This window comes from Martinezella paranaensis, from assembly GCF_014200235.1.
Classification (GTDB): domain Bacteria; phylum Pseudomonadota; class Alphaproteobacteria; order Rhizobiales; family Rhizobiaceae; genus Rhizobium; species Rhizobium paranaense.
Genome location: NZ_JACHBI010000016.1, coordinates 56,907 through 77,468 on the forward strand (window position 1 = coordinate 56,907; position 20,562 = coordinate 77,468).

Below are 20,562 nucleotides of genomic sequence, written 5' to 3' on the forward strand. Positions count from 1 at the left end.
AGAAGGCATGGTCGCGCTCAAACGCTTCCGGGCTACCGGCCCGTCCTTTGCGGATCTCGTCCCCTATGCCGGCCTCGTCGACAATGGCGTGCTCCTGTTAAAAGACGGAAGCCTGATGGCCGGCTGGTATTTTGCCGGGCCGGACTCGGAGAGCGCCACGGACTTGGAGCGCAACGACCTGGCGCGGCAGATCAATACAATCCTGTCGCGGCTTGGGAGCGGCTGGATGATCCAGGTCGAAGCCGTTCGCATCCCGACATTCGACTATCCGTCGGAAGATCGGTGCCACTTTCCCGATGCGGTCACGCGAGCGATTGACGCCGAGCGGCGGGCGCATTTCGCGCGCGGGCAGGGGCATTTCGAAAGCAAGCACGCGCTCGTCCTCACCTATCGGCCGCTTGAATCCAAGAAGACAGCACTCAGCAAATACATCTATTCGGACGAGGAAAGCCGCAAGAAGACCTATGCCGACACGGTGCTCTTCATCTTTAAGAACGCCGTGCGCGAGATCGAGCAGTATTTTGCCAACACCCTGTCGATCCGGCGCATGGAAACGCGCGAGGCTGCCGAGAGGGGAGGGGAGCGGCTCGCTCGCTATGACGAACTGCTGCAATTCGTTCGCTTTTGCGTCACCGGCGAAAACCATCCGATCCGGTTGCCGGATGCTCCCATGTATCTCGATTGGATCGCGACGGCCGAACTCGAGCATGGTCTGACGCCAAAGGTCGAAAATCGCTTTCTCGCGGTTGTGGCAATCGACGGTCTGCCGGCCGAGAGCTGGCCGGGGATTCTCACCAGTCTGGACTTGATGCCGCTCACCTATCGCTGGTCGTCGCGCTTCATCTTCCTCGATGCGGAAGAGGCACGACAGAAACTGGAACGCACCCGCAAGAAGTGGCAGCAGAAGGTACGGCCGTTCTTTGATCAGCTCTTCCAGACGCAAAGCCGTTCGGTTGATCAGGATGCCATGACGATGGTGGCCGAGACCGAGGATGCCATCGCGCAAGCGTCGTCGCAGCTTGTCGCCTACGGCTATTACACGCCAGTGATCATTCTGTTCGACAGCGATCGCGAAGCGCTGCAGGAGAAAGCGGAGGCCATCCGCCGGCTGATCCAGGCGGAAGGATTTGGCGCAAGGATTGAGACGCTCAACGCGACCGACGCATTTCTCGGCAGCCTGCCCGGCAACTGGTACTGCAATATCCGCGAGCCGCTGATCAACACCAGCAATCTCGCCGATCTGGTTCCACTGAACTCTGTCTGGTCCGGCAGCCCGGTGGCGCCTTGCCCGTTCTACCCGCCGAATTCGCCGCCGCTGATGCAGGTGGCGAGCGGCTCGACGCCGTTCCGGCTGAACCTCCATGTCGACGATGTCGGTCACACCCTGATTTTCGGGCCGACCGGTTCGGGCAAATCGACGCTGCTGGCACTGATCGCAGCGCAGTTCCGGCGCTACGAACGTGCCCAGATCTTCGCCTTCGATAAGGGGAACTCCCTGCTGCCGCTGACGCTCGCCGCAGGCGGCGATCACTATGAGATCGGTGGCGAGGCCCAAGAAGAGGCAAAGGCGCTTGCCTTCTGCCCGCTATCGGATCTCGCGAGCGATGCTGATCGTGCCTGGGCAACTGAATGGATCGAAATGCTGGTCGCCCTGCAGGGCGTTGCCATCACCCCTGATCATCGCAACGCGATCTCGCGCCAGATCGGACTGATGGCGAGCGCTGCCGGACGGTCCCTGTCGGACTTCGTCAGCGGCGTCCAGATGCGAGAAATCAAGGAGGCGCTTCATCACTACACGGTCGACGGCCCGATGGGCCAGCTTCTCGACGCGGAACAGGACGGCCTTTCGCTCGGTGCCTTCCAGACCTTCGAGATCGAGCACCTGATGAACATAGGTGAGCGGAATCTGGTTCCTGTGCTCACCTACCTGTTCCGGCGGATCGAGAAGCGTCTCGACGGCTCGCCGAGCCTGATCTTGCTGGACGAAGCCTGGCTGATGCTCGGCCATACGGTCTTCCGCAGTAAGATCCGCGAGTGGCTCAAGGTGCTGCGCAAGGCCAATTGCGCCGTCGTACTGGCGACGCAATCCATCTCAGACGCCGAGCGATCCGGCATCATCGATGTCCTCAAAGAATCTTGCCCGACCAAGATCTGCCTTCCGAACGGCGCCGCGCGCGAGCCCGGAACGCGCGAATTCTACGAACGGATCGGCTTCAACGAGCGACAGATCGAGATCGTTTCGAACGCGATCCCCAAGCGCGAATATTACGTTGTCACTCCCGAAGGCCGACGACTGTTCGATATGGCGCTCGGCCCCGTGGCGCTGAGCTTCGTCGGCGCATCGGGCAAGGAAGACCTGAAGCGCATTCGCACGCTCAGCTCCGAACACGGCCGCGACTGGCCGATCCACTGGCTACAAATGAGAGGAGTTCACGATGCCGCATCGCTGCCCAACTTCGAATAGGCTGCTCGCCAGCTTGGCGTCGATCGTCGTGACGATCGGCGCTGCCATGCCCGCGGACGCCGGCACTGCCACGGGTGCTGCGACCGAGTGGACGCAGGTCCTTAACAATGGCGAACTGGTCGGGTTGGTTGGGAAATCCGGCGAGCAAATCCAGAACCAGCTCACCCAGATCAGCCAGCTCGCGCAACAGATCGAAACGCAGCTCAACATCTACCAGAACCTGCTGCAGAACACGGCGACCCTTCCGTCGCATATGTGGGGGCAGGTCGAAAGCGATCTCAATCAGTTGCGCAGCATCGTCGACCAGGGCCAGAGCATTTCGTTTTCGATGGGCAATGCAGACGACGTGCTGCAGCGGCGCTTCCAGAGCTATTCAAGCCTCCGGACCAACCTCCCGAACGCCGAGAGCTTCTCCTCGAGCTACCAGACGTGGTCGGATACCAATCGGGACACGATCGCCAGCACACTGAAGGCCGCGAGCCTGACGGCCGACCAGTTCGACAGCGAGGAAGGCACGATGTCCTCGCTTCGGTCGATGTCCGAGACGGCCGATGGGCAGATGAAGGCCCTGCAGGTCGGGCACGAGATCGCGGCGCAACAGGTGGCGCAGATGCAGAAACTTCGCGGTCTCGTCTCTCAGCAGATGACCATGATGGGTACTTGGCTTCAGACCGAGCAGACCGACAAGGACCTCGCGCAGGCCCGGCGAGAAAAGTTCTTCAATGCCGAAGTCAAGACCATCCCGGCAGGTCAGAAGATGGAGCCCCGCTGGTGAACCGCGCCGTCGTCATCGCCCTCCTTGTGGTTGTTGCCGCTGTTTCATCTGCGGCGACGGTGCTGATCGTCAAATCCAGAGACACCACGAAGCCCCCGCTCACTGAAGAACGACGCGCCGTCAGGGAGAAATTCTTCGGCTCGAACAAAGAACTGCCGCGGATCAAGGATGGCCAGGAGATGCGTCCAAGATGGTGAGATCTAATCTTGAACGGTCACTCCTGATCGCAGGCTTCCTTTGCCTCGTCTTTGCAGCGCCAGCCTTCGCCCAACAGGGACAAGTCCTGACCGAACTGGAAAATCAGGTCTCGACCGCCGCGAAGGGGTGGGAAACCACCATCATGGATGCTGCAAAATCTCTTTTCTGGATCCTGGCGACCATTGAGGTGGGCATTGCCGCCGTCTGGCTGGCGCTTCAGGCTGCATCGCTCGATAGCTGGTTCGCGGAGCTTGTTCGGCGGATCATGTTCATTGGCTTCTTCGCCTTCGTTCTCACTCAAGGGCCGACCTTTGCGCGAGCGGTCGTCGACAGCCTCTTCCAGATTGGCGCCGGCGGCGGATCGGCGTCGCCTGCTGAAGTCTTCGACGCCGGAATTCGGGTTGCCTCGCAAATGTCGCAGCAAGCACAATTCGGCGTATTTGAGGACAATGCACTGGCGATTGCTGCCGTGTTGGCGATGGGTGTCGTCGTCATCTGCTTCTCGCTGGTCGCAGCAATTTTCGTCTCGGTCATGGTCGAGATGTATGTCGGCCTGCTTGCCGGCATGATCATGCTCGGGCTTGGCGGATCCTCCTTCACCAAGGACTTTGCTGTCCGTTATCTCGTGTACGCCTTCGGCGTCGGCATGAAACTGATGGCGTTGGTGATGATCGCGAAGATCGGGTCCGAGGTCCTTATGGGGTTGGCGAACGCGCCAACGGCTTCCTCAGACCAGTTCGTCACGACGCTCGCCATCGCCGGGATCTCGGTCGTGGTCTTCATTATCGCAATGTACGTCCCGAACATCATTCAGGGCGTTGTTCAGGGCGCGTCCGTCTCGGGCGGAATGGAGGCGATCCGGCACGGTGGTCAGGCAGCCTCCTTTGCGACGGGCGCAGGGTTCCTAGCGGCTGGCGCTGCCGGTGCGGGATTTGCGGCGGGACAGGCTGCCCGAGCTGCAGGTTCATCCGTTGCTGGTGCGGCTCTTCGAGGTTTCGGCGCTGGGATCGGATCCGCCGGGATGGCCGCAGGCTCTGCGGCCAAGGAAAAGGCCATCGGCTCGCCAGGAGCATACGCCGGTTCCATCCTCGGGCTTGCGAACGCAAAGCTGGATCAGGCGCGCAGCGGGCACAGCGGACCAACGCCATCTCCCGAACGCAGAGACTAACAGCAATCAGAAAGTGATCGATCGATGGCAGCGAACCGCGCCCCCGAAAACCCCTATCTCGCTGCGCGCCAGGAATGGAGCGAGCGATACGGCTCCTATGTCCGGGCAGCCGCCGCATGGCGCATCGTCGGGATTCTGGGTCTCACCATGGCCGTCATCGGCTTTGGCTATTCGATGTATCTGAGCACCCAGGTCAAGCTGGTGCCCTATATCGTTCAGGTCGACAAACTGGGCACAGCAGTGACCGCAGGCTTCCCCGAACAGATCGAATATGCCGATGTCCGGGTGGTGCGCGCTACGCTCGGCAACTTCGTGACCACCTTCCGCTCGATTACGCCGGACGCCGTGGTGCAGAAGCAATATATCGATCGGACCTACGCGCTGCTGCGGACCTCAGATCCGTCGACGCAGAAGATCAATGACTGGTTCCGCAGCAACTCGCCGTTCGAGAAAGCGAAGTCGTCGACCGTTGCCATTGAGGTCAACAATATCGTGGCGCTCTCGAACCAGACCTATCAGATCGACTGGACCGAATACGAACGCGACCGCAAGGGCAAGGAAATCGGCACGCGCCGGTTCCGCGGTATCGCGACGGTCACGCTCACCGCACCGCAGGATGAGGCGACCATCCGCCTCAATCCAATCGGTCTCTATGTCCGGGATTTCGACTGGACAGCGCAGCTTTAAGGGCAGGGGATTTCTCAATGCACAGAACAGGATTGATCGCAGCCGCCGGCTGCCTGGCCACGCTCGTCCTCGCGAGCGGCGCCGAGGCGCAGAGCATGACAAACAACGAGGTGAAGGGCACCAACATATCCAGGAAATGGCGCGGGACGTCAGGGCTGGTGACGACCGGTCCGGACGGCAAGGTCATCTTCCTGTTCGGCGAAACCCAGCCGTCGGTCGTCTGCTCACCGCTTCAAGTCTGCGATATCGAATTGCAAGGCGGCGAGATCGTCCGCGATGTGCTTGTCGGTGACACGGTTCGTTGGAAGGTCGAACCGGCGACTTCCGGCGCCACCGGCGGGCAGGCGATCCATTTGATCGTCAAGCCGTCGGAACCGGGACTCGTCACCTCGATGGTGGTCACCACGTCGCGGCGCACCTATCACATCCAACTCAAGTCCCATCCAAGCCAGTACATGGCGCGCGTCGGCTTCGAATATCCGGAGGATGTCTCGACCAAGCTCGCCGACATCAATTCCCGGCTAGAGACCGGCGGCATTCCTGGCACGGCACCCGACAAACTGAACTTCTCATACTCCGTCAGCGGAAGCGCGTCCTGGAAACCGAAGGGGGTCTATTCGGATGGTGTCAAAACCTACATTCAATTCTCGAAATCAGTTTCGAGCCAGGATGCACCGGTGCTCTTCGTCGTCTCTGGCGGCCAGAACCGCATCGTCAACTACCGGATGAAGAACGACATGATGATCGTCGACTATGCGGTCGACAAGGCGATCCTCGTCTCCGGCGTCGGCTGGCGCCAGCAGAAAATCACCATTCGGCGGGGAGGTTGAACCATGCGCAAGCTTCTCGTCATCATCATCACCGCCACCCTGCTCTCAGGCTGCCAGACGGCCGAGGACGGACTGACAACGAGTTCCACCCCCCTCGCCGTCACCGGCCCCGCCGCAAGCGCAATTGCCGGCGACATGGCGAGCCGGCTCGCCGAGCAGATCGGCCCGGCCGGCACGACGACGCTCAAGATGGATAAGGACGCCTCCGACTTCGCGTCGGCGCTCGAGGCGGCGCTGAAAGGATGGGGCTACACTGTCATCACAGACGGCAAGGTCGGCAAGGATGTCAAACCGGTCGAGCTCGCCTATTCGATCGATGGCGCTGACGGTCAGGTGCTTGCGAGAGTCTCGACGCCCTCCGTCGCGCTTGGGCGGGCCTATTCGACATCGGCGGCGGGCGCCACGCCGGCAAGCCCGCTCTCGATCATGCAGCGCAACTGAGGGGAAGCGGGTATGGTCCAATCTCTCCAGCTCGGCGCCTCCAACCAGGCCGACGATCAGAAGGGCATGCGCCGTCTCAATCGGCTGCCGATCACCATCGCCATCGTCATCATCGCGCTGTTCGCCGGCGTGGTCGTGATCGGACTGTCGTGGCGCGGTCTGCCGTTCAATCGCGGCAATGACATCGACAGTGCTTCGAGTACACCTGCAACCAACTTCGGTGACCAGCTCAAACGCGGCGTCACCGACGGCATTATCGGCGAGCCGGTTGAGCGCGAAGCGTTTCAGCCAACGCCTGCCGTCGAGCAGAAGGTCGAGAAGGAAACGACTGTTGTCGACCGTCGGCCGACCGAAAGGGAAGAACGGCGGCCGAGGCTCGAATCCGAAGAGGAATGGAAAGCCCGCCTGAAGCGTGAGCAGGATGAGCAGTATATCCGCGAGGCCCAGCGCCAGCGCATGGCCCGGCTGCAGGCGCGGGCAACGGCTTTGGACTCGCCGTTGAAAGTGGATATTTCCGATGTCGAGAAGGCCGCCAACAATTCCACGGACACGGGCCGGCAAACCACGACTGCGACAGCCAACAATGCCTCGGACCTCTACGCCGCCGCCATGAAATCAGGCCTCATGGGCCAGAACGTCGATCCAAACGCCCAGGGTTCGAAGGAGGATTTCTTCAACCAGGACATCAAGGATCTCGGCTACCTGCCGAACCGGGTCGTACCGCAATTTTCGCCCTATGAGCTGAAGCGCGGCTCGGTCATTCCGGCCACGTTGATCACCGGCCTCAATTCCGACCTTCCGGGGCGGATCACCGCGCAAGTCAGCCAGAACGTCTATGACAGTGCCACCGGCTACCGCTTGCTGATCCCGCAAGGCGCAAAGCTGTTCGGTCGCTACGATTCCAAGGTGTCGTTTGGCCAGGAGCGCGTCCTCGTGGTCTGGACCGACCTCATCTTTCCGAATGGATCGACTTTGCAGATCGGTGGCATGGCCGGTACGGACGCCGAAGGTTATGGCGGCTTCAAGGACAAGGTCGATCGGCATCTCTGGCGCACCTGGGGTTCGGCAGCACTCGTCGCGCTGATCGGAACCGGGATTGACATGTCCATGCCGGAGAGTTCGACGCTTGCGACTCAGGATACGGCTTCCGATGCCGCCAGACGGAATTTTGCGGAAAGCTTCGGTCGCGTCGCCGAGCAGACAATCTCGAAGAACCTGAATGTACAGCCGACGATCCAGATTCGTCCCGGCTATAAGTTCAACGTCCTCGTCGACCAGGACATCATTTTTCCGTCGGCTTACCGCATAAACTAAAGGAAACGCCAAGTCTGCAAGAGGTGCAAATCTGCGAGTTGCGCTGGCTGAAGAAATGGTGCCGGATGGTCCTGCTCAACGCAGGAAAGGATAGGCGATGACAGAAATGGATTTTGGCGATTTGCCGGATGACGACCCGGACCTTCTCGAAAACACCGCTTTGCCGAAGCAGTTTATCTCGCGCCTTCGACGTGCGTTTTACACCCGGCTTTCGGATTTCGACAACATGGACGATATCCAGATGCTACGCGAGCCGGGAATTAGCTGGCGTATCATCAAAGCCGTCAGATCCGAGCGGGCGCGTATCGACGCCAAGTGATTTTGCTGCTTGAAAAGCGCTGGCGGTTTTTGGATTTGGGGCCTTGCGTGGGCAAACGGGCCGGGCCTTATATCACGCTCTCTTCAGTAAATAGCACTCGCGTCAGAACACGGTTTCCATTCGCCCGCAAAAACTTTTCTTGATTTGTCATCTTTTTGAGGCGGGGAGCCTTGAAAGCTTTCCCTTTATAGGTAGTGCTAACGCACACGGCAAGAGGGACTGTTTTGCATCAGCCCAACACCGCCGGTTGCGAAGCTATCGTCAGTTGGCAACAGATCCGCCTGTTGCCAAACGATGCCCATCATCCAGCGTCTCGGCTGGCAAATAAAGGACCGTGTTACGGGTCAAGAACAAGGAGAAGAGTTCGTGGACGGAGAATTTCGCTCGCTCGTTGATATGCTGGAAGTCGCGCAAGACGAGGCCATGGTCAAGGGAGCCCTCAGGCAGTTCACGCGTTCCTGCGGATACGAACGGTTTGCCTATCTCGAAAAAGAAGGCGCCCAGATCAGGACATTCAACTCCTATCCCAAACCATGGGAGGGACTTTACCTCTCGGCGGACTATTCCAGCATCGATCCCGTGGTGACGGAAGCGAAGCGCAAACGGGACGTTTTCTTCTGGACCGCGGAGGATTGGCCGGCCCGCGGGTCCTCACCTCTCAGAAAATTTCGCGACGAGGCGATAGACCACGGAATCCGTTGCGGCATGACAATCCCTGTGGAAGGGGGTTATGGCGCGTCGATGATGCTGACCTTTGCATCCTCCGAAAGGGACGTGGACGTCCCGGCCGTATTCGACTCGAAGAGAGCAGTCCAATTGGTGATGATGATCCATTATCGATTGAAGATGATTGCCGCCAAAACTGCCATCAATCCAAAGCAGGTGCTGTCGCCACGCGAGATGCTGTGCCTGACATGGGCGATGAAAGGAAAAAACACACTCGAAACTGCCGCTGTGACTGGCATCAATTCGAGGACCGTACAGCATTACCTTGATAAAGCCCGTGCCAAGCTGGGCGCTGAATCGGTGCCGCAGCTTGTGGGAATCGCGAAAGATCGCGGGTTGCTAAGCTCTAATTAGCGTCGTCCAAGGGGACATCGGGAATGTAGCCAAGCGCGTCGATGATCTGCGACAGCTCTTCCTGCTGCGCTTCGGATTTCTTCTGACGGGCAATATATTCATCCTGCAGGTTCGCCAGGACGTCGCTGGAAACCGAGGGGTCGCCGCTCGCGCGAGTCCATTCCTCGTAGACAGCCTCATCCGCGGCGAGCAGCCGGCGGTGTTCCTGTATTGCCGACACCGCCAATTCCTCCAACGCTTCCTTCGGCATCGAACAGAACCGCGGATCCCGCTCGCTCTTGTCGGTCTCAGAGGACTCCGCATCGTTCATTCGTTTTTCCTCGAAACTCATTCCTTCACCACTCGAAACGATGATTTGGTCCCGCACTGTGCGGCCGCGCTACAGACTATCATACGACCAACATTGAAAGTCCGTCGAAGATCGATTGCCCCCAATATCACAGGACATGTCGAATCGGAACTATAGTTCCTAGAACAATAATTCCGATTCAGGTTCCGCTGACGTCATGGATCTCAACGAGGTCATGGCGGTCAATTTGCGTCGAATACGTCATGGCAAGAAACTGACGCAGGAGGAACTGGCGCACCGCACGGGCCTGAGCGCACGCCATATCGGTGCCATCGAACGCGCCGAAATGTCGGCAACCCTCACGGTTCTTGGCCAGATTTCAGAAGCGCTGGGCGTCGAACCCGCCGAACTTGTGACCAAATCGAACTGATCTGCAAATCGCGCCCGTGGTCGACCAGATTTTCGGGCTTCGGAGGCGATGTGCATCGATTGGGACAGCTCGGCCATGAGATCGAGCATGGGTCAAGGCTTTACACTAGTGGCGGGCCGTATTATATATTCTCCACAAGGAGAATGATTATGGCCAGCACATCACACGCCTACACACCCGCCGAGGCGGCGGCTGTCAGCGAGATCGCTGTGAAGTCGGTGCACAATGCGATCGACAAGCGCATCATCGAGACTCATCTCGTTGGTAGCAGCGGTCGAGCACTCACCGATGAGGATCTGCTTCGGTTGAAGCTCTGGTACGGCGTCGGATCGATCTTGTCTGCCGAGCGCCGCAAGCGCCTATTCGATACGATCGACCAGAACCCCGATGCCGAAACTGTTAGGGCAGACGATTATCTCATTATCGACGTTGCGCGGGCACGAGAACAACTGGCTGCGCGGGCCGAGGCGCTTCGAGAAGCCGAACGAATGATTGAAAGCGTGAAAGGCGTCGTGGGCGGCGAGCCGGTTTTCAAGCGAACCCGTGTTCCTGTGCGAACGATTGCCGCGATGAAGACCCAGGGCGCAAGTACAGCGGAAATTGTCGAGGGCTATCCTTCGCTCACCGAGCGCATGGTGGAACTTGCCGAGATCTGGGTTGCGGCCCATCCCGCCAGAGGACGTCCGAGGAAGCTTTCGGAGCAGGGCCTGAAGGTGAAATCCGTGAAGCGCCTGATCCTTCGCAACGAGAACGTCCCCAAAACGTCTGGCTCGACCTCGTGAAATTTCTTATCGATGAATGCCTTCACACGTCTCTCGTGGCCGTGGCTCAAGAGCGCGGCCACGATTGTTTCCATGTGAATTGGCTGGGACTGAGCGGCGAGACCGATTGGGACCTGATGCCTCGGATCATCGAGGAAGACTTTACGTTCGTGACGAACAATGCCCGCGACTTCCGGAAGCTGTACGCGAAAGAGGAATTGCACGCAGGTCTGGTGATTATCGTCCCGCAGGTACTGCCTGTGCTGCAACGAGAATTGTTTGCCCTCATACTGCAGGATCTGGCAGGCGCGCAGGATATGGTCAACGCAGTCATCGAAGTGACCCTCGACGGAGAGGACGCGGTTCTCACGCGCTATTCGCTTCCGGAAGCATAGTCGCCTTCCCAAGGAGATCATTTTCCTCCGATCGTCGACAGGTCGATCCGCATCTCAGCTGATCCAACGTTCTCGCTTTTCTCGGCGCTTTCAGTGCTTGTATCCGCAGGAGGTATGTCGCTGCCCTCCTCGGCCTCCTCTGGAGCCAATACATTGTCTATCGTCACGCTTTTCCCCGGATCCTCCGCCTGGAATACGCTCACGCCCTCGAACTCGCCGGTCTTCCAGGCATAGATGGCATCCTCGAATATCTGCGGGAAGACATCGTCGCCCTTCGGATTGCCGTACCACTTGGCAACGATCCTCAGGACTTTTGAGAACATCGCCGTCCCCTTGCGAAGGTTCTCGCAGGCGTCGATCAGATCGGGCTTCAGATCGGAAGCATCCTTGACGCCGACGCCCGCCGGAAACTGTGTCAGGCCGACACGCACCACTGCCTGGCCGACATACTGCCGGACGGTCGCCATGGCTTCGTCCGGCGTCGTCGCCTTCGGAACGAGAATCAGTCGGCCGCCAGATTTCACGGTGACGGCAAGTGGATCATTTGCGCCCGCGGCGCTCACGAACTGCTCAACGATCGGTGGCTTCAACGAGGGGTGGGCGCATTGTTGAATCAGGGCAGCGTCGAGCATAGGGGCTCCTTGGCATTCAGGTGTTGAAGGAAACAACGAGGGGTTTGGCGAACAGGCGCGCCCAGGCTTGAGTGCTGGCGCGCTGGATGGCGACGATGGAAGTCCCCTTGGTCCACCAGCCGTTGCCGACGGCGACGACGATGTCCGGCTCCTGCAGCATGGACTGCAGGACGGGCCAGATGATGAGCTGCTCGTAGCAGATCAGCGGGGCTATCCGACTGTCGGCAACCGTCACGACCGGGCTTTCGAAGAAGTGCGCCCGCGCGCCGCCGCTCTGACCCAGCAAGGACCGCCACGGCTGCCACATCGAGCCCGGGACCGGCATTCGTTCGCGATAGAGGATTTGGGCGCCGGCGGCCGAGATGGCGACCAGCACATTGTCGTATCCGCCTGCATCGACGACCGCAGCACCGGCGACGACGGTGGCGTTAGTTCCCTGCAGTGCTTTTACCCAGAGCCGTTCGACGGTTGGCGTCCAGAACCCCAGCGCGCTCTCGGGAAGAACAATAGTGCGGGCGCCGTCGGATGCTCGATCCTTCACCGTGGCAATCAGATCACGGTGGTGCCCAATGCTGACGTCGCGACCGAGAGAAGCGCCGAATTCGAGATCGACGCCCCGCCACGCTTCCGTTAGCTTCGGCTCGTCCCAGGTTGCGGCGGACCAGATCCAAAACCCTGCCAGGACAATCGCGACAGCTGGCCACATGCGGGTTACGAGGCCCATGAGGCCGGCTGTCGCGGCAGCCAGCCCCCACCATCCCCATCCCGGAAACAGCACGCCCGCGGCCGTGATCGGATGCGCCCAGCCGGTGATACCGATTGGCGGAATGGCCATGAGCAAGGCTGCCGCGAAATAGCGAAACGGTCGCGCCGGTTCGCATCTCGTCCAGAGCATTGCGTGAACACTGACAAAGCCCAGCGATGCGCTGAGCCAGAGCAGCAGTCCCGGCCAGAGGTCGGAGGAATAGAAGGTGGCAACGCCCTGCGGCAGACCGCGTGATGCAGCGAGGAAATAACCGGCCGAGACAAGCGCAGCCGTCAGTCTCGTTCGCGCAAACCCCCAGAGGATTGGAAACGTGCATGCGAGCGGAAGGAGAAGGACGTGACCGCTCCACGCAACCGTCCCGGCAATGATTGAAGCGGTAATCAACAGGACCGGCCGAACGTGCTCACGGTGCATAGGTGAGCACCGGTTGCGCCAGGCCGAGGATGCCCGAGACGGGCAGGGGTCCGAAGTAGCGGGAGTCATAGGAGCTCCTGAACGGTGAATGGAGAAAGACGCTTTGTGCCGGCACGACACCGCCAGAATAAGGCACCATCGGCCGACCCTTGCCGTCGCGCCGAACGAGATCGGAGAAAGGGATCGCATGCCCGTCGATCGTTACGCCCGCACCGATATCCACATGCTGTCCGGGAACCGCGATGACCGTCTTGATGAGCGGCGCGACCCCACCCGGGCAGGTTCCGGAACGGAGATAGCCACGCCGTCTCGCCTCGTGCATGACAGGCGCTTGCGGCGGGCAAATGAAGACGAGGTCGCCTGCCGACACCGCTCGATCGAGCGCGGCGATGCGCCAGAGCCCGAGGGGTTCGCTCGGTGTCAGGTTGATGCGGTAGCCGCCGGTCATGGCCGCAGCAACACTGCCCGCAACGATGGACGCCGCCACTACCAAGAGCACGATGGCATTCGCTCGTTGAGCCCTTCCCCTCGCACGAGCAGAGACTTGCGCCGTCATTTCAGGGAAAGCCCCTGGCTCTTCGTCTGGCGCAGGGTTTCGGCCTGCTTCAACGCCTCGGTCGTGCGCTCATGCGCGGCCAGTTGCTGCACCGTCCGCATCGAATTCCATGCCGATTGCACTTCGGCTTTTTGCCCGGCCGTCATCCCTGACGTAACCGCATTGAAGGTCTGTCCGTTGGAGTCCTTGGCAGCCAGAGGCAGGAAGGTACGTTCGCCGAACCGCTCCGCTACAGCCTTGGCGAAACCTTCTAGCTCGGCCTTCACCATCTTGTCGGCAAGCGCATATTCGAGACCGGCCGGCAGGTCGTTCCGGTCGATCGCATCGCGCACACGTTCGAGGGTCTGCTTTGCGTTTGCCGAGAGCGCCGGAATATCGATCGAGATCTTGAGGCGGATCGCCCGTTCCTCGACCTCGAACTTGCGCTCGGCCTCTGCACGCTGACGCAGATAGCGCTCGAGATTGCGGGCCAACGCCGGCGCGTTGGTCTCAGCCTTCTCTCGCTCTTGCTTCTCGGCGCGGCTGGCGAGGATCCCGGTCTTGCCTTTCAGCGCGCCGAACTGCTCGGGGTTCGATCCGATCTTCGTCACAGTGGATTTCGCAGCGCCCTCGTCCTTCAGCAGCGCGTCGACATTGATCGCCTTGAACGCGCTTTCCGGCTGTGCATAGACGAGGTGGAAACGGGTCGAAACCTCCTCCCATTGCTTCTTCAAGCCGGGATCGGCTGCGACCTTGTCCTCGATCGCCTGGTCGACTGATTTTGCGAAGGTGGTGATGCCGGAAACCATGGGTTTTGCCTTCCTGACAGTGTCATGAATTGGGGATTTCGCAGAGCCGATGATGAGCCCGAGCTTGCTGGCAACCGCGGCCAGGCGCGCACCAAGATCGACGAGCTTTTGCTTTTGCCCGACCGTCCATTCCAGCCGATCGCGAAGGAGCGTGCGGGCCACGTTGACGAGATTGAGGCCGCGAGCCTCGGCGAAGCGAAGGGCCTGGCGGTAGAAGGGACCACCAGCATAATCGAGGGTCGTTTCCTTCGCGTTCCTGCGCGAGAGGACTTGGATCAAGCCGCCGGCCTTGGCGAAGGATCTTCGGCCGTAATAGACGGCCAGGTCCTCACGATGACGAGTCATGGCGACATAGGTGAGATGGCGATCGAGCGAAAGCGAACCCAGCACCTTGACCCGATCGACCGTGGCGCCCTGGCTCTTGTGGATGGTCGTGGCATAGCCGTGATCGAGGTTGTTGTAGAAGCGCTGTTCGACGAGCACCTGGCGGACATTCTCCCCATCGCCGATCAGCGCCGTGATGCGTCCCGGTTCCGCCTCGACCACCTTGGCCAGCATGCCGTTCTTGACGCCGAGCGATCCTTCGTTCTTGAGGAACACGATCTGGTCGCCCACGGCAAAATTGCGATCGCCGTCCGCCGTCTTGAACATGGCTCCCTTGTCGAGAACCCCGCGCTCGAACAGCCTGATGCGGGCCATCTGGTTCAGCATGCGCACGTCCCTGCGCAGATGGGCAAGGATCAACGACGTCTTCGCCGGATCGTAATCGCGGTCCCAGGCGGCGATGAGGTTGTCGACGGCGTCGGCCTTCAGATCCCATCCGATCACCTTGCCATTGGTACGGTAGGCATCGATCGCCTTGCCGACGTTGCCACGCGCCAAATCAAGCGAGGCATCGCGCATCCATTGCTGGCGTTGGCGGTAGATGGTTTCGAGTTCGGCATAGCCGATGCGATCGGCAATCGCGCGAAACGCGGCGCCGGCTTCGATCGGTTGGAGCTGTTCGGGATCGCCGATGAGAACGAGCTTGGCGCCGGCCTTCGTTACCGCTTCGACGAACAGCGCCATCTGCCGCGACGACACCATGCCGGCTTCGTCCAGTACGAAGACCGTCTTGCTGTCGATCTGGTTTCGTCCCTCGTTCCAGCGAAGCTCCCACGAGGAAAGTGTCCGGGAAAGGATCCCCGCTTCTTTCTCCAGCCCTTCGGCCGCCTTGCCGGCGAGCGCGCCGCCGACAACACGATAGCCGGCCGCTTCCCACGCCTCGCGCGCCGCCTTCATCATCGTCGTCTTGCCGGCGCCGGCCCGGCCGATGACGGCAGCGATCTGCTCGGATCCCGCCACGTGCCCGATCGCGGTTCTCTGCTCTTCCGACAGGCGGTCATGACGGGCAAAGGTCGCTTCGAGCACCGCGTTTCGCACGCTATGTGACGAACGCTGAGAGAGCCAGATGGCGCGATTGGCCATCTGCGCTTCCAGCCGGATTGTTTCCCGCGTCGTGTATTTGGCGGGCAATCTGGCACCGGTGGCAAGGTCGACCCGCTCGCGCTCAAAGCGGAACGTGTCGGGATGCAGGATGATCCGCACCATGAGGCTTTGGAACAGGGCGGGATCGTCGATGTAACGATGCAGGATCTTGGCGACATCACGCTCGTCGAACACGCTTTTCTCACGCGTGATCAGGTCGAGGACGAGTTTTGGGCTCCGGTCGATCCGTCTCGCGTTTTCGGCTCTGCGCGCATCCTGCAGTTCGATGCGCTCGAGCTCGACCGGCTTCGTAGCAACATCGGCTTTCCGCTCGATCGCTTTGGTCCCGACGCCAAGGTGGATGGTCGGTTCGAGATCGATCCCCTGCTTTTCGAAGGAGCGGCCGTCGACGCGAAGGTCGAGACCGGCCAGCGCCAGATGCCTGTTCTGGCAGGCAAACCATCCGTCGCGAAACGCGTTGAAATCGTCGATACCTCCAGCCCAGAGTTCATAGACGATCTTGCCTGCATCGTTGCGGATCGGATTGCCGTCCGGCCCGAGCACGGCAACCTTCTTGGCGCCGAAACCGTCTTCGGCCAGCGGCCGCAACGTCGTCATCAAATGAACGTGCGGATTGCCAGGGGCGTCATGATAGACCCAATCGGCCACCATGCCCTTCGATGTAATGTGGCGCTCGACAAAATCCCGTACGAGCGCAAGGTTCTGCTGAGCGCTCAGTTCGATCGGCAGTGCAATGGTGACGTCCTTGGCGAGTTGGGCATCCGAGCGCTTTTCGAACGCCTCGACGTTATTCCAGAAGGCTTCGGAAGCGCCTGAGACCGAACGATCTGCAATCATCGAGCGCAGCCATTCCGGCGCGTCGGCGGGAATGACGAACTCTTCGTGCAGCAATCCCTGCTTGCGAGTGTAGTCGATGGTCCGAGCTTCCCGCTCGTAGTCCATCTTGGCGCAATGCCGGTAGGCCGCCGACAGGACGGCGCTGCGGCCGGAGCCACGAGCGACGACGCTGACGGAGAAATGAGGGACGGCCACGGCGAATTCTCTCCCGGTTGCGAACAAAATCAACAGGTTCGTCAGAAGCGGAAGGCCTCGGCCCAAGGCCAAAGCAGAGCGTCGCATCAGCGACGTATAATTGCGCCCTTCGGATCCGCTCCTTCGGAACGGCCGGGATCATTCACCAAAGCTCGCGCTTTGGCGATTGTAGGATTCACAGTAGTGCGTTCCGCAATCAGTTCCCTGAAACTGGGTTCGAAAGACACGCTTTCTCACCCAAGGGAGACAGACGGAATGAAGAAACCATCCTCGAAGATCCGCGACGAAATCGCCAAACTCCAGGAGCAGCTCAAGGCAGCAGAGACGCGTGAGGCCGAACGGATCGGCCGGATCGCGCTGAAGGCAGGTCTCGGCGAGATCGAAATCGACGAGGCCGAGCTGCAGGTGGCCTTCGAGGATCTGGCGAAGCGGTTTCGCGGAGGCGAGGTTCGTACGACCGGAGGGAAGAGGGGAGCAGGCGTCGGCGAAACCAGCGCACCGTCCACGCAGAACGCGGCTGGCGCGGCTGCGGGCGGGACTGCTGAAGCTTGAGCGGATGGCGCGCACGACAACATCCGATGCCCGGAAGAAGGACACGCGGGAAAAGATCGAGCTCGGCGGTTTGATCGTCAAAGCCGGTCTTCGCTACGAGAAGCGAGCGCTTCTGCTGGGTGCGCTCATCGATTTGAGCCAGCGCTTGAAAAGCAACGACCCCGAACGCTCGCGACTGATGGCGATCGGCGCGGAGGCCTTTGGCAACAGCGATGAATAGGATCATTCTTTTCATCGCGCCTGTCGCGCTGATGTTCCTGGTCACGATCGGATTGACCGGGGTCGAACACTGGCTGTCCGGCTTTGGAAAGACGGAAGCTGCTCGGCAGACGCTCGGCCAAGCGGGCATTGCCCTGCCTTATGTCGCAGCGGCCGCCATCGGCATCGTCTTCCTGTTCGCGAGCGCCGGCGCGATCAGGATCAAGACGGCAGGATGGGGAGTCGTTGCCGGCGGTGTAGCGACGATCGTTGTCGCCATCGCTCGCGAGGCAATCAGGCTGTCGGCATTCTCGGAGCAGATTCCGGCCGGCAAGTCGATCCTGTCCTATGTCGATCCCGCGACGCTGATCGGAGCGGCCGCGGCAGTGCTTTGTGCCTGCTTCGCCTTACGTGTCGCGCTCGTCGGCAACGCGGCCTTCGCCAGCGCCGAGCCCAAACGCATACGCGGCAAGCGGGCGCTGCACGGCGAGGCCGACTGGATGAAGATGCAGGAAGCGGCGAACCTGTTTTCTGACGCCGGCGGCATCGTCATCGGCGAACGATATCGGGTCGACAAGGACAGCGGAGGAACGCCCGCGTTTCGCGCTGACGATCCCGACACATGGGGCATGGGCGGCAAGTCGCCGCTCCTGTGCTTCGATGGCTCGTTCGGCTCATCACATGGCATCGTGTTCGCCGGTTCCGGCGGCTTCAAGACGACGTCGGTGACGATCCCGACGGCGCTCAAATGGGGCGGCTCGCTGATCGTCCTCGACCCGTCGAACGAGGTGGCGCCGATGGTGTTCGTGCACCGAGGCAGTGCGAACCGGGATCTGTTCGTCCTCGACCCGAAGAAGCCGGAAACCGGCTTCAATGCGCTCGACTGGATCGGACAATTCGGCGGCACCAAGGAAGAGGATATCGCCTCCGTCGCTTCATGGATCATGAGCGATAGCGGCGGCACGCGCGGTGTGCGCGACGACTTCTTCCGCGCCTCGGCCTTGCAATTGCTGACCGCAATGATCGCTGACGTTTGCCTCTCCGGTCATACGGAGAAAGAGAACCAGACGCTTCGCCAGGTCCGCGCCAATCTCTCCGAGCCGGAACCGCAGTTGCGCCAACGCCTGCAGGAAATCTACGACAATTCGAACTCCGATTTCGTCAAGGAAAACGTCGCGGCTTTCGTGAACATGACGCCGGAAACTTTCTCCGGCGTCTACGCCAATGCGATCAAGGAAACCCATTGGCTGTCTTATCCGAACTATGCCGCGCTGGTTTCCGGCAAGACGTTTTCGACCGATGACATTGCCGGCGGCAACACCGACGTCTTCATCAACATCGATCTCAAGACGTTGGAGACGCATGCGGGCCTTGCACGCGTCATCATCGGCTCATTTCTCAATGGGATCTACAATCGCGATGGGGCGATGCCCGGCCGAGCGCTGTTCCTTCTCGACGAGGTCGCGAGGCTTGGCTACATGCGGATCCTGGAAACTGCGCGCGACGCCGGCCGCAAGTATGGCATCACCCTTGTCATGATCTATCAGTCGATCGGCCAGCTGCGCGAAACCTATGGGGGGCGGGACGCATCGAGCAAGTGGTTCGAAAGCGCGAGTTGGATCTCGTTTGCAGCGATCAACGACCCGGAAACCGCCGACTACATCTCACGCCGCTGCGGCATGACGACGGTAGAGATCGACCAGGTCAGCCGTAGTTCGCAAATGAAAGGATCGTCGCGGACGCGATCGAAGCAATTGGCCGCACGACCGCTGATCCAGCCACACGAGGTGCTTCGGATGCCAGCGGACGAGCAGATCGTATTCACGGCCGGGAACGCTCCACTCAGATGCGGGCGTGCGATCTGGTTTCGACGTGAGGATATGAAAGCCTGCGTCGGAACGAGCAGGTTTCAGAAGCACGGAGAACGACCGTAAACCTGATCCGAGTGACCTTCATCTTATCGTTGCGGTCATGTCGCCGCAAAACGCCTGACGAGTGTTCGTCCTGTGGCTTGATCGACAAGTCCCTGCGTTTCAATATCGCTTCATACAAGTGTAGCAACGGTGCCATATGCCAAAGCCGCCGTCACAGCCAGTGCTGCTATCGATAAGAATAGTCCGATCAGTGTGACCACGCCATCTCGTTCCAAGAGAGCCACGGCTATGACGATCAAGGCGAAGGCCGCCAAGAGATTTCCGAAGGGTATTGGCAGGGCGATGGCGACTGCCAGCAGGAAAATGGGCAAGCCCAGCAACATTTGAACCGGCTTTCCGGTCAGAACAGCAAGTCGGTCGCGGCGCATGATTTTTTCCGCCCAAGCGATCAGAGGACCCGCGTACCGAAGGGTGACATCGATCGCGTTTGATGACAGACGGCGTCTTTTAAGGCTTGCCGGCAGCCAGATGGTCTCGCATCCGAAAGCAATCTGGAGCGCGACCAACGCCAGCGCCGTTCCAAAAACCATTCCGAACGGTCCCGGGATCGGCGAAAGCGCCGGTAACGTCAGCAGCAGGATGACGAGGGCAGTGCCGGCCTGCCCCATGATGGACAATGCCTTCCCTATTTCAATGCTGCCGTGAGCTTGGCCAAGAGCAGCCAATTCACGGAGGCGGGTCGATGCGATCCCTTCGCCCTGCGGCTGTTGTTCGCCCCCCGTCATACTGCGCTATCGTCCCCGTTCTGTTTCAGAACATTCACCAACGCCGCGCAACCCGGCGCGCTCGTGTCCAGGAGATCGAGTGGGGAGCTCCAGCCGAACGAAACGCTGACAGCGTTGGAAACCGCCCACCCCATGTCGTTCGTTGCTCGATCGAGAAGACGGGGCGCCTCTGCCGCCAGGCAATCTTGCGAGGCGCGCACGATCTCGGTGGGCGCCTTGGCCGCCGCCACGCGCTCCGCTATGCCGGCCTGCAGCGGTTCGATGATGAGCATTGAGAAAATTGAAGCGATGATTTCTGAGAACATGGATACGTTCCTTCAGTTGGT

General features: G+C 60.4%; 23 protein-coding genes. 16 read left to right on the plus strand and 7 right to left on the minus strand.

Annotation, left to right across the window (positions count from 1 at the left end; all coding sequences use genetic code 11):
- Positions 1 to 7 precede the first annotated feature (7 nt).
- From GGD50_RS27545 to GGD50_RS27590, 10 genes are all read left to right on the plus strand, one after another.
- Positions 8 to 2,464, plus strand: coding sequence for a conjugal transfer protein TrbE (locus GGD50_RS27545; protein ID WP_183940180.1), 2,457 nt, complete (start codon positions 8 to 10; stop codon positions 2,462 to 2,464).
- Positions 2,436 to 3,239: a P-type conjugative transfer protein TrbJ gene (gene trbJ, locus GGD50_RS27550; RefSeq protein WP_183940182.1), complete on the plus strand. Its 804-nt coding sequence runs from the start codon at positions 2,436 to 2,438 to the stop codon at positions 3,237 to 3,239. The genes GGD50_RS27545 and trbJ overlap by 29 nt, the downstream gene beginning before the upstream one ends.
- Positions 3,236 to 3,436, plus strand: a complete 201-nt coding sequence (gene trbK / locus GGD50_RS27555; protein ID WP_183940183.1) for an entry exclusion protein TrbK — start codon at positions 3,236 to 3,238, stop codon at positions 3,434 to 3,436. Before trbJ ends, trbK begins: the two co-directional genes overlap by 4 nt.
- Positions 3,430 to 4,605: a P-type conjugative transfer protein TrbL gene (gene trbL / locus GGD50_RS27560; RefSeq protein WP_183940185.1), complete on the plus strand. Its 1,176-nt coding sequence runs from the start codon at positions 3,430 to 3,432 to the stop codon at positions 4,603 to 4,605. Before trbK ends, trbL begins: the two co-directional genes overlap by 7 nt.
- Before the next feature lie 24 nt (positions 4,606 to 4,629).
- Positions 4,630 to 5,292: a conjugal transfer protein TrbF gene (locus GGD50_RS27565; protein ID WP_183940187.1), complete on the plus strand. Its 663-nt coding sequence runs from the start codon at positions 4,630 to 4,632 to the stop codon at positions 5,290 to 5,292.
- A 17-nt stretch (positions 5,293 to 5,309) separates the two neighbouring features.
- Positions 5,310 to 6,122, plus strand: coding sequence for a P-type conjugative transfer protein TrbG (gene trbG / locus GGD50_RS27570; RefSeq protein ID WP_183940189.1), 813 nt, complete (start codon positions 5,310 to 5,312; stop codon positions 6,120 to 6,122).
- 3 nt (positions 6,123 to 6,125) lie between these two features.
- A complete protein-coding gene (gene trbH, locus GGD50_RS27575; protein WP_183940191.1) occupies positions 6,126 to 6,563 on the plus strand; it encodes a conjugal transfer protein TrbH in 438 nt (145 codons plus the stop codon).
- 12 nt (positions 6,564 to 6,575) lie between these two features.
- A complete protein-coding gene (gene trbI / locus GGD50_RS27580; RefSeq protein ID WP_183940193.1) occupies positions 6,576 to 7,877 on the plus strand; it encodes an IncP-type conjugal transfer protein TrbI in 1,302 nt (433 codons plus the stop codon).
- A gap of 97 nt (positions 7,878 to 7,974) precedes the next feature.
- On the plus strand, positions 7,975 to 8,196 hold the full coding sequence (locus GGD50_RS27585; RefSeq protein WP_183940195.1) for a hypothetical protein: 222 nt from the start codon (positions 7,975 to 7,977) through the stop codon (positions 8,194 to 8,196).
- A 366-nt stretch (positions 8,197 to 8,562) separates the two neighbouring features.
- Entirely contained in the window at positions 8,563 to 9,276 is a 714-nt protein-coding gene (locus GGD50_RS27590) for an autoinducer binding domain-containing protein (RefSeq protein ID WP_183940197.1), read from the plus strand.
- Here the strand turns inward: GGD50_RS27590 and GGD50_RS27595 are convergent.
- Positions 9,269 to 9,586 (minus strand): transcriptional repressor TraM, encoded by a 318-nt coding sequence (locus GGD50_RS27595; RefSeq protein WP_183940199.1) that lies wholly within the window; start codon positions 9,584 to 9,586, stop codon positions 9,269 to 9,271. The two genes, GGD50_RS27590 and GGD50_RS27595, sit on opposite strands and share 8 nt — an antisense overlap.
- Positions 9,587 to 9,782: 196 nt before the next feature.
- On the opposite strand from GGD50_RS27595, the gene GGD50_RS27600 reads away from it, so the two are divergent.
- The 3 genes from GGD50_RS27600 to GGD50_RS27610 all read left to right on the plus strand — a co-directional run bounded on the left by GGD50_RS27600 (position 9,783) and on the right by GGD50_RS27610 (position 11,151).
- On the plus strand, positions 9,783 to 9,995 hold the full coding sequence (locus GGD50_RS27600; protein ID WP_037094533.1) for a helix-turn-helix domain-containing protein: 213 nt from the start codon (positions 9,783 to 9,785) through the stop codon (positions 9,993 to 9,995).
- A 149-nt stretch (positions 9,996 to 10,144) separates the two neighbouring features.
- Positions 10,145 to 10,777: a DUF433 domain-containing protein gene (locus GGD50_RS27605; protein ID WP_183940201.1), complete on the plus strand. Its 633-nt coding sequence runs from the start codon at positions 10,145 to 10,147 to the stop codon at positions 10,775 to 10,777.
- Positions 10,774 to 11,151 carry a DUF5615 family PIN-like protein gene (locus GGD50_RS27610; RefSeq protein ID WP_097667865.1) on the plus strand — a complete coding sequence of 126 codons (378 nt, stop codon included), beginning with the start codon at positions 10,774 to 10,776 and terminating at the stop codon, positions 11,149 to 11,151. Before GGD50_RS27605 ends, GGD50_RS27610 begins: the two co-directional genes overlap by 4 nt.
- A 17-nt stretch (positions 11,152 to 11,168) precedes the next feature.
- Here GGD50_RS27610 and GGD50_RS27615 read toward each other — a convergent pair whose 3' ends face one another.
- The 4 genes from GGD50_RS27615 to traA are packed head-to-tail and all read right to left on the minus strand — an operon-like array spanning position 11,169 to position 16,827.
- Positions 11,169 to 11,783: a TraH family protein gene (locus tag GGD50_RS27615; RefSeq protein WP_183940203.1), complete on the minus strand. Its 615-nt coding sequence runs from the start codon at positions 11,781 to 11,783 to the stop codon at positions 11,169 to 11,171.
- A 16-nt stretch (positions 11,784 to 11,799) separates the two neighbouring features.
- Positions 11,800 to 12,963, minus strand: a complete 1,164-nt coding sequence (locus GGD50_RS27620) for a conjugal transfer protein TraB (protein ID WP_183940205.1) — start codon at positions 12,961 to 12,963, stop codon at positions 11,800 to 11,802.
- Positions 12,953 to 13,519: a conjugative transfer signal peptidase TraF gene (gene traF / locus GGD50_RS27625; RefSeq protein ID WP_183940207.1), complete on the minus strand. Its 567-nt coding sequence runs from the start codon at positions 13,517 to 13,519 to the stop codon at positions 12,953 to 12,955. Before traF ends, GGD50_RS27620 begins: the two co-directional genes overlap by 11 nt.
- A complete protein-coding gene (traA, locus tag GGD50_RS27630; protein WP_183940209.1) occupies positions 13,516 to 16,827 on the minus strand; it encodes a Ti-type conjugative transfer relaxase TraA in 3,312 nt (1,103 codons plus the stop codon). The genes traF and traA overlap by 4 nt, the downstream gene beginning before the upstream one ends.
- A gap of 255 nt (positions 16,828 to 17,082) precedes the next feature.
- Here traA and traC point away from each other — a divergent pair, with 255 nt between their 5' ends.
- The 3 genes from traC to traG are packed head-to-tail and all read left to right on the plus strand — an operon-like array spanning position 17,083 to position 19,511.
- On the plus strand, positions 17,083 to 17,379 hold the full coding sequence (traC, locus tag GGD50_RS27635; protein ID WP_183940211.1) for a conjugal transfer protein TraC: 297 nt from the start codon (positions 17,083 to 17,085) through the stop codon (positions 17,377 to 17,379).
- A 4-nt stretch (positions 17,380 to 17,383) separates the two neighbouring features.
- On the plus strand, positions 17,384 to 17,599 hold the full coding sequence (gene traD / locus GGD50_RS27640; RefSeq protein ID WP_183940212.1) for a type IV conjugative transfer system coupling protein TraD: 216 nt from the start codon (positions 17,384 to 17,386) through the stop codon (positions 17,597 to 17,599).
- Positions 17,592 to 19,511 carry a Ti-type conjugative transfer system protein TraG gene (gene traG, locus GGD50_RS27645; protein ID WP_183940214.1) on the plus strand — a complete coding sequence of 640 codons (1,920 nt, stop codon included), beginning with the start codon at positions 17,592 to 17,594 and terminating at the stop codon, positions 19,509 to 19,511. The genes traD and traG overlap by 8 nt, the downstream gene beginning before the upstream one ends.
- Before the next feature lie 110 nt (positions 19,512 to 19,621).
- Here the strand turns inward: traG and GGD50_RS27650 are convergent, their stop codons facing one another.
- Both GGD50_RS27650 and GGD50_RS27655 read right to left on the minus strand, forming a co-directional pair.
- Positions 19,622 to 20,236: an exopolysaccharide biosynthesis protein gene (locus tag GGD50_RS27650; protein WP_183940216.1), complete on the minus strand. Its 615-nt coding sequence runs from the start codon at positions 20,234 to 20,236 to the stop codon at positions 19,622 to 19,624.
- Entirely contained in the window at positions 20,233 to 20,541 is a 309-nt protein-coding gene (locus GGD50_RS27655) for a hypothetical protein (protein WP_183940218.1), read from the minus strand. Before GGD50_RS27655 ends, GGD50_RS27650 begins: the two co-directional genes overlap by 4 nt.
- Positions 20,542 to 20,562: the final 21 nt, after the last annotated feature.